This window comes from Rhizobacter sp., from assembly GCA_021153565.1.
Lineage (GTDB): Bacteria > Pseudomonadota > Gammaproteobacteria > Burkholderiales > Burkholderiaceae_C > Albitalea.
This window is the reverse complement of sequence record JAJKJU010000326.1, coordinates 1-6,110: the sequence shown is the minus strand read 5'-3', so window position 1 is coordinate 6,110 and position 6,110 is coordinate 1. Positions and strand designations below refer to the sequence as shown.

At 61.5% G+C, this 6,110-nt stretch carries 5 protein-coding genes; 2 read left to right on the top strand and 3 right to left on the bottom strand.

The window, feature by feature from the left end:
* Positions 1–160 precede the first annotated feature (160 nt).
* The gene (locus AC30NL_RS20230) at positions 161–541 is read right to left on the bottom strand and encodes a hypothetical protein (RefSeq protein ID WP_489465782.1); all 381 of its coding nucleotides are present in this window, start codon (positions 539–541) and stop codon (positions 161–163) included.
* Positions 542–1,283: 742 nt separating this feature from the next.
* On the opposite strand from AC30NL_RS20230, the gene AC30NL_RS20225 reads away from it, so the two are divergent.
* Entirely contained in the window at positions 1,284–3,074 is a 1,791-nt protein-coding gene (locus tag AC30NL_RS20225) for a gamma-glutamyl-gamma-aminobutyrate hydrolase family protein (RefSeq protein WP_489465781.1), read from the top strand.
* A gap of 101 nt (positions 3,075–3,175) precedes the next feature.
* Here AC30NL_RS20225 and AC30NL_RS20220 read toward each other — a convergent pair whose 3' ends face one another.
* Positions 3,176–4,837, bottom strand: a complete 1,662-nt coding sequence (locus AC30NL_RS20220) for an amidohydrolase (protein WP_489465780.1) — start codon at positions 4,835–4,837, stop codon at positions 3,176–3,178.
* Positions 4,838–4,926: 89 nt separating this feature from the next.
* Positions 4,927–5,361, bottom strand: a complete 435-nt coding sequence (locus tag AC30NL_RS20215) for a DUF1841 family protein (protein ID WP_489465779.1) — start codon at positions 5,359–5,361, stop codon at positions 4,927–4,929.
* A gap of 43 nt (positions 5,362–5,404) precedes the next feature.
* Here AC30NL_RS20215 and AC30NL_RS20210 point away from each other — a divergent pair, with 43 nt between their 5' ends.
* A complete protein-coding gene (locus AC30NL_RS20210) occupies positions 5,405–5,980 on the top strand; it encodes a malonic semialdehyde reductase (RefSeq protein ID WP_489465778.1) in 576 nt (191 codons plus the stop codon).
* Positions 5,981–6,110 lie beyond the last annotated feature (130 nt).

The following is a 6,110-nucleotide window of genomic DNA, read 5'->3' as shown; positions in this document are numbered from 1 at the left end:
GAGTATTTCGATCATGCCCGCTCATCACGCCAAAAGACCCCTGCTCGTCGTTGCAAATGCTCGCCATAGCCCGGGCTATGGCTGCGCTTTGCGCCTAGACCACGTGCCTTTTGACGCGCTGCTCGGACACGCTCGAAATACTCTCAGCCTCTGACACCGCTCAACCCAACATGCGACGATCGGTTTCCTCGACCGTCGTGTCCGCGAATACCGTCGGCTGGAATTCCGTCGGCTGGAATATGGTCGGGGGATGCGGCCTGTGCGAAAGAATGTCGTTCTCTTGCGCATGCGGCACCGACGAGTTGCTCACGACCTTGAAGGAGAGACGAGCAGAGAGTGCCGTCGCGTTGGAAAGATCGCTCTTGAGCTGGCTGATCTGGTGGCGGCATTGCGAAAGCAACTCCGCTGCGACGCGCGCCTCGGCGCGATAGTGCTCGCGCATCGAAGAGATCGTTCGGCCATGGATCTTGCTCAGAATCCGCCATTCGAGAAATGCGACGACGAACGAGACAGCGAGCGCGATGATGAGGGACTGCGACATGTTGTGCTCCTTGGTTGGCGCGGCTTGTTGCGCACCTCTACGATCCACCAAAGCCGCCACGGCCTCGTCCGCAGATCCGAAATGCAGTTCGCTTTCCCGAAACGCGGCGCAAAAAAACTTCGTTGCCATACGAACCTGTCGGCCCTATACGTCACTGCCGTTGCGGCTCGCCCAATTGATCCAGGGCACTGAGAAGAGGCTGAGAGTATTTCGATCATGCCCGCTCATCACGTCAAAAGACCCCTGCTCGTCGTTGCAAATGCTCGCCATAGCCTGGGCTATGGCTGTGCTTTGCGCCTAGATCAGGTGTCTTTTGACGCGATGCTCGGACACGCTCGAAAAACTCTCAGCCTCTGAGCAATCACATGCGCACGTGAGGCTGGCTCCATGACCAAAGCCGCCACGTCGACGTCGATGTCGCGCACTCGACCCGCTCGTCGATGATTTCGTGTTGTAGGCAATCACTTCGCTTACGCGTGTGCAATGCTCTGCACGCCGGGAGAAACTGCAATGACAGCCTGCTCGCCGGCGCAATCCCTGCGCACGGTGATGTGAGGCAAGGACTAATCACGTGAAGATTCCAGCCAACAGCCCGTTCATCGACAACAAACCCATCGACTCCGCGAGCTCAACCAACGCTCAAGAACAGGTCGGCCCAGATCCCGAGCCGCCACAGAAGCGACCAAGGTTGAACCCGAGCGGCTCTCAGCCAAGCATGGACCTTCGGCCAAGGCTCGCGGCCATGCTGCCGCCCGTCGGCCCATTGGCGCTGGCGGAGCCCGCCCACGCCGAGGTGGAGCCGAGGCGGAGTTCGCCAGACGTCCAGCATTTGCAAGATGTGCTGCGGCTCTGCAAAGAACGCCGTGCGAAAGAGGATCCTCGCATTGAGTTAGCTGCGGCGCTGTCCGAGCACGGCTATGGGCCCATGCTGAAAGACTTGAAGCTTTCGAGGCAGTACGTGCCGCTGAAGGGTCTTGACTTGTCGGGCATGACCTTCGACAACTGCGAGTTCGATTGGAACTACTTGAGTAAGTCGATCATGCAAGACTGCGAATTCCGAAACTGCACCTTCCGCAATGCGTCCTTCATGCATTCACAACTGCGTGATTGCGCGTTCAAGGATTGCCAGTTCGTCGAGGTGATGATGGTGAACACCAAGCTGAGTGGCGTGTTGTTCGAACGCTGCGGCATTGCGGCCAGCAGCTTTGAAGATGCCCGAATTCAGAACGGCTGCAAGTTCCGTGAAGTCACGTTGCCGGGGACGCATTTCTTGTCGGCTGCGGTGTCAGACTGCTGCATCGAAAAGAGCGATTTGACCGACACGGTCTTCTTCGGCACCGAGCAGGACTTTGACATCGATGCTGCGTCAAAGACCACGGCCAAGCTCACGAAGCCTACAACGGCCACGTTGATCTTTCCGGAAGAGCGCGGGGTCAGCGTGCCGCGGGTCGGCGCCAAGATTTCAGGCATCGCGAACACTCTTCCACTGCGAGTGGCGATGCGAGCGCCGACGCTGGACGTGAAGGCGGTGGACGCTGAAGTAGAGCGCTTCCTGGAGGGGCTGTCCGACGCAGGAGGCGATAGGCTGCAACCAGTCGCTCAGCGCCTCGTCATCGAAGCAGTCGAAAACCCGCAGGCGCTGCCTAACGCCTCCCGGGTGATCGCCAAGGCAAGGACGCTGGTGGAACACGTCGATTCAGTCGTGCTGCCTGGCGGGGAAGACGTCTCGCCGAAACTCTACGGGCACCAACAGGCTCCGGAAAACGACTGGAAGGGTGATTACCGGCGTTCGTTGCTGGAGCTGGGGCTCGTTCACTACTGCTTCCATCGGGGCGTGCCCCTGATGGCGATCTGCCGTGGCTTCCAGATGACAGGCATCTATTTCGGCGCCAGTCTGCATCAGCATGTCGGACAGCAGGTTGGCGTCCGCATCCTCGACGAGGATGCCCGGGAGTCGGAATCCACCACGGGACAGATGCACGGAATCTACGGCCGCACGCTGAAAGACATTCGTGCAGCTGTTTACCATCACCAGGCGGTGGACGCCGACAGCGGAATTGAAAATCTGCACGCCTCGCTGAGACGCACCATCGTGGATGCCGCGACCGGCAACAACACGTGGAAGGTCATCATGGCGTTCGAATCGTCAGAGACGAGGGCCCCCATCATCGGCCTGCAGTTCCACCCAGAGTTTTTCAATGAAGGAGTGGCGCCGCAAGACAGTGCGGCACTGGACAACAAGCGCCTCGAAGCCATGGCAAATGCTTACGTCCAACCGAATTCGAACACCAGGGGCTTTCGAGACCCTCGCGATATGGTTGCCAGTGGCATTCTGGATCATTTGTCTCCGGGCAACGACGAGCTCTGGAGGATTTTGTCCAACGCGGCCAAAGCTCATCGGATCAAGGCCGGGATCACGCCCGAAGCACTTGTCAGCCAGAGGGAGAGGCTGAGTGCCGTTGACCCCACCGGGAGTTCTGCCACGTCGCGGGGGCGTGCCCTGTCTGCGTTTGGGTGCAACGCAATACTTTGACCGAGGGCTCGCCCACCTTGCTGCGCTGCCGTTCGCCCTTGACCAGCAGCGCATCGTCGAGCCTAGCGTCGCGTCAAGCCCTCAGCCTCTCAGGACTGTCGTCATCGCTTCGCCTGCTGACGCAACTCATCATGAATCACTTTTCCGTCCACGAGCGTCAACACGCTCACTGTCGACGGCAATATCGCGAGTGGCACGGTCAACACGTTCTGCGACAGCACGGCCAAGTCCGCCGCCATCCCAGGCGCCAGGCGCCCCTTTCCTTTCTCCCCCCGCTCCGCATAGGCCGCGCCGGAGGTGTAGGCGCGCAGGGCATGTTCTCGCGTCAGGGCCTCGCCCGGGGAGGCGCCGTAGCTGCACGCGATCATCATGTTGAAAAACGGGTTGGCTTGATCGCCTGCCGCGTCCGATCCCATCGCAATGGGCACGCCACCATCTTCGAGGCTGCGCATCAACGCAAGGCGTGATGGAGGCGCGGGCGGTCCGCCGTCGGCCGTCGGCGGTGGCAGGTGCGTGGGGTTGATCACCACCACCACCCCAAACTCGGAAACGCTCTCCAACAAGTCCGCACGGATTCCGTCGCCGCGTTCCATCCTCACTCGCTTGTCTCGCCACACCGAAGCCGGCGCCAGTTCGCGCATGGCCGCAAGAAGTCGTTCGGTCTCGCCGTCGCCAACCACGTGCAGGGAAAGTTGATGCGGGCTGCGCAAGGCCGCACGAAGAATCTCGCGCAAAGCGGCATCCGAATAGTTGGAACGGCCGAACCAGTCCGGTCGACCGATGTACGCGTCCCTGCGTCGGGCCATTTGCTCCAGTGACGTACCGTCGAGCGCCAAATTGATACCGCCGACGCGAATCCGGTCCGGCAAGCGCGTTCTTTGCGCAGCATCGATTTGGCTCCATCCTTCCGACACTCTCGCCACTGGACCAGCCCACGAATAGACCGTCCATCGCTGAGGTGTCGATGCCCGCCGCAAGGTGTCAATGGTGGTGCTCAGCGGCATCATGCTGCTCATCAGGTGGATCGATGTCACGCCCCAATGTGCGTAGCGCCGCGCCGACGCAGCGAAGATCGGCGCCATGCGCTGCGCCGACGGCTCCGCAATACGCTGCTCGAGGTCTTCCGCGGCTTCGTACACGCGCCCGTTGAGCTTGCCCGCGGCATCGCGGCCCCACCAGCCGCCCAGCGGGTCGACCACGTCTTCCGAAATCGAGAGCCGACGCAGCGCCTCGCTGTTGACGATGGTGGTGTGCCCCCAGAAGCCGCGCAGCAGCACGGGCGTGGACGGAGCGACCTTGTCCAGCGCCTCGCGCCAGTTGCGCTTGTCGCGTGCGGCAATCACGCCGATCCATGCGCTGATCCAGTCGCGCTGAGTTCTCGCGGCCCGCTCGACGGCGGCAAGCACCTGGTCGGCGCCCGGGCCGCGGAACTGATCGCCGGGCAGCGCAAGCGCTGGAGTGGGCAAGTCCCACCCGACATGTGCGTGGGACTCGATCAAGCCAGGCGTCACCAGACGGCCGCCGGCATCGGCCACGCGCGTCTGCGGGCCGACCAGTGCACGGATCTTCTCGTTGCGCCCGATCGCCACAATGCGTCCGGCCTCGATCGCCAATGCCTGGGCGCGCGGCTGTGCGGGGTCGGCGGTGAAGATGTCTGCATTGACGAGCACCAGCTGCGGTGCGGCCCCGGCAGCAGTTGCGATAAATCCGCCGATACCTGCTGCACGTCGAAGCAAACGAAGAGAACAAAGAAGAAACGACATCCGGCCCTCCTGGAGCCGGACATTTGACGCCTGCGCCTGCCGCGACGCACCTAGCCTAAGTCACCTCGGTTGATGCCCCGTGGAACTTATCAATCCCTCGTCGCGCGTTGCTGAATGCAATCGATGTATTTCTCGCCATCCGGCGGCCTGCCGCTGCGCTGCGACTCCCACATCATCTGGCCCAGGCATTCCATCACCTCGTGATGCGCCTCGTGCGTTGAGCCGCGCCTGGCAGCGAGCAGGTCGAAGGCCTGCCTGATGCCGCGGGGCTGGTCGATGCTGATCTGCTCGCTGATCGACAAATGCATGGACAAGTGCAGGAAGGGATTCGCCCGCCCTGCCTCCACGTCGAATACCGCGGCGAGCGCTGCGTCAAGGTCCGAGAGATCGTCGTGATATTCGGGATGTTCTCCGATCCAATCGGCGGCGACGATCTCAAGCGGAGTCATCATGCCGCCTTCACGGCGCTTGCGGAAGGCTTCGCAAAAGAATCGCCTGACGTCGTTCTGAGATGGAGTAAACATTGCAGAATTGTCGCTCGATCCCATCCACTCACGCTCTCCTCCAATGAACGTCACCACTGAACAGCTTTTCACGGAAGCCCGCTCACATAACGGCTTCTTCCCCGACCCCGTCCCAGAATCCAAGCTGCGTGCGATCTACGAATTGATGAAGTTCGGCCCGACCTCGGCCAACTGCAGCCCGGCACGCTTCATCTTCGTGACCACGCCCGAGGCCAAGGCCAAGCTGCTGCCCTGCATGTCGCCCGGCAACCAGGAGAAGACACAACTTGCGCCGGTCGTCGCAGTCATCGGCATGGACATGGCCTTCTACGAAAAACTGCCACAGCTTTTTCCGCACACCGACGCGCGCTCGTGGTTCGCGGGCAAGCCGGCGGTCATCGAAAACACGGCGTTTCGCAACAGCAGCCTGCAAGGCGCCTATTTCATGCTCGCTGCGCGCAGCCTGGGCGTTGACTGCGGGCCGATGAGCGGCTTCGATTCGGACAAGATGGACGCGACTTTCTGGGCAGGCACCACGGTGCGGACCAACTTCGTCTGCTCGCTGGGCAAGGGCGATCCGAGCAAGATCTTCGCGCGCAGCCCGCGGCTCTCGTTCGAAGAAGCCTGCCAACTGGTGTGAGAGGCTGAGAGGCTGAGAGTATTTCGAGACCCCTGCTCGTCGTTGCAAATGCTCGCCGTAGCCAAGCTATGGCTGCGCTTTGCGCCTAGATCAGGCGCCTTTTGACGTGCTGCTCGGACACGTTCGAAAT

Bases quoted from the DNA above. Each gene is read 5' to 3' on its own strand.
- AC30NL_RS20215 (WP_489465779.1), bottom strand. From the start codon at position 5,361: ATGTTTACTCCATCTCAGAACGACGTCAGGCGATTCTTTTGCGAAGCC.
- AC30NL_RS20230 (WP_489465782.1), bottom strand. From the start codon at position 541: ATGTCGCAGTCCCTCATCATCGCGCTCGCTGTCTCGTTCGTCGTCGCA.
- AC30NL_RS20225 (WP_489465781.1), top strand. From the start codon at position 1,284: ATGCTGCCGCCCGTCGGCCCATTGGCGCTGGCGGAGCCCGCCCACGCC.
- AC30NL_RS20210 (WP_489465778.1), top strand. From the start codon at position 5,405: ATGAACGTCACCACTGAACAGCTTTTCACGGAAGCCCGCTCACATAAC.
- AC30NL_RS20220 (WP_489465780.1), bottom strand. From the start codon at position 4,837: ATGTCGTTTCTTCTTTGTTCTCTTCGTTTGCTTCGACGTGCAGCAGGT.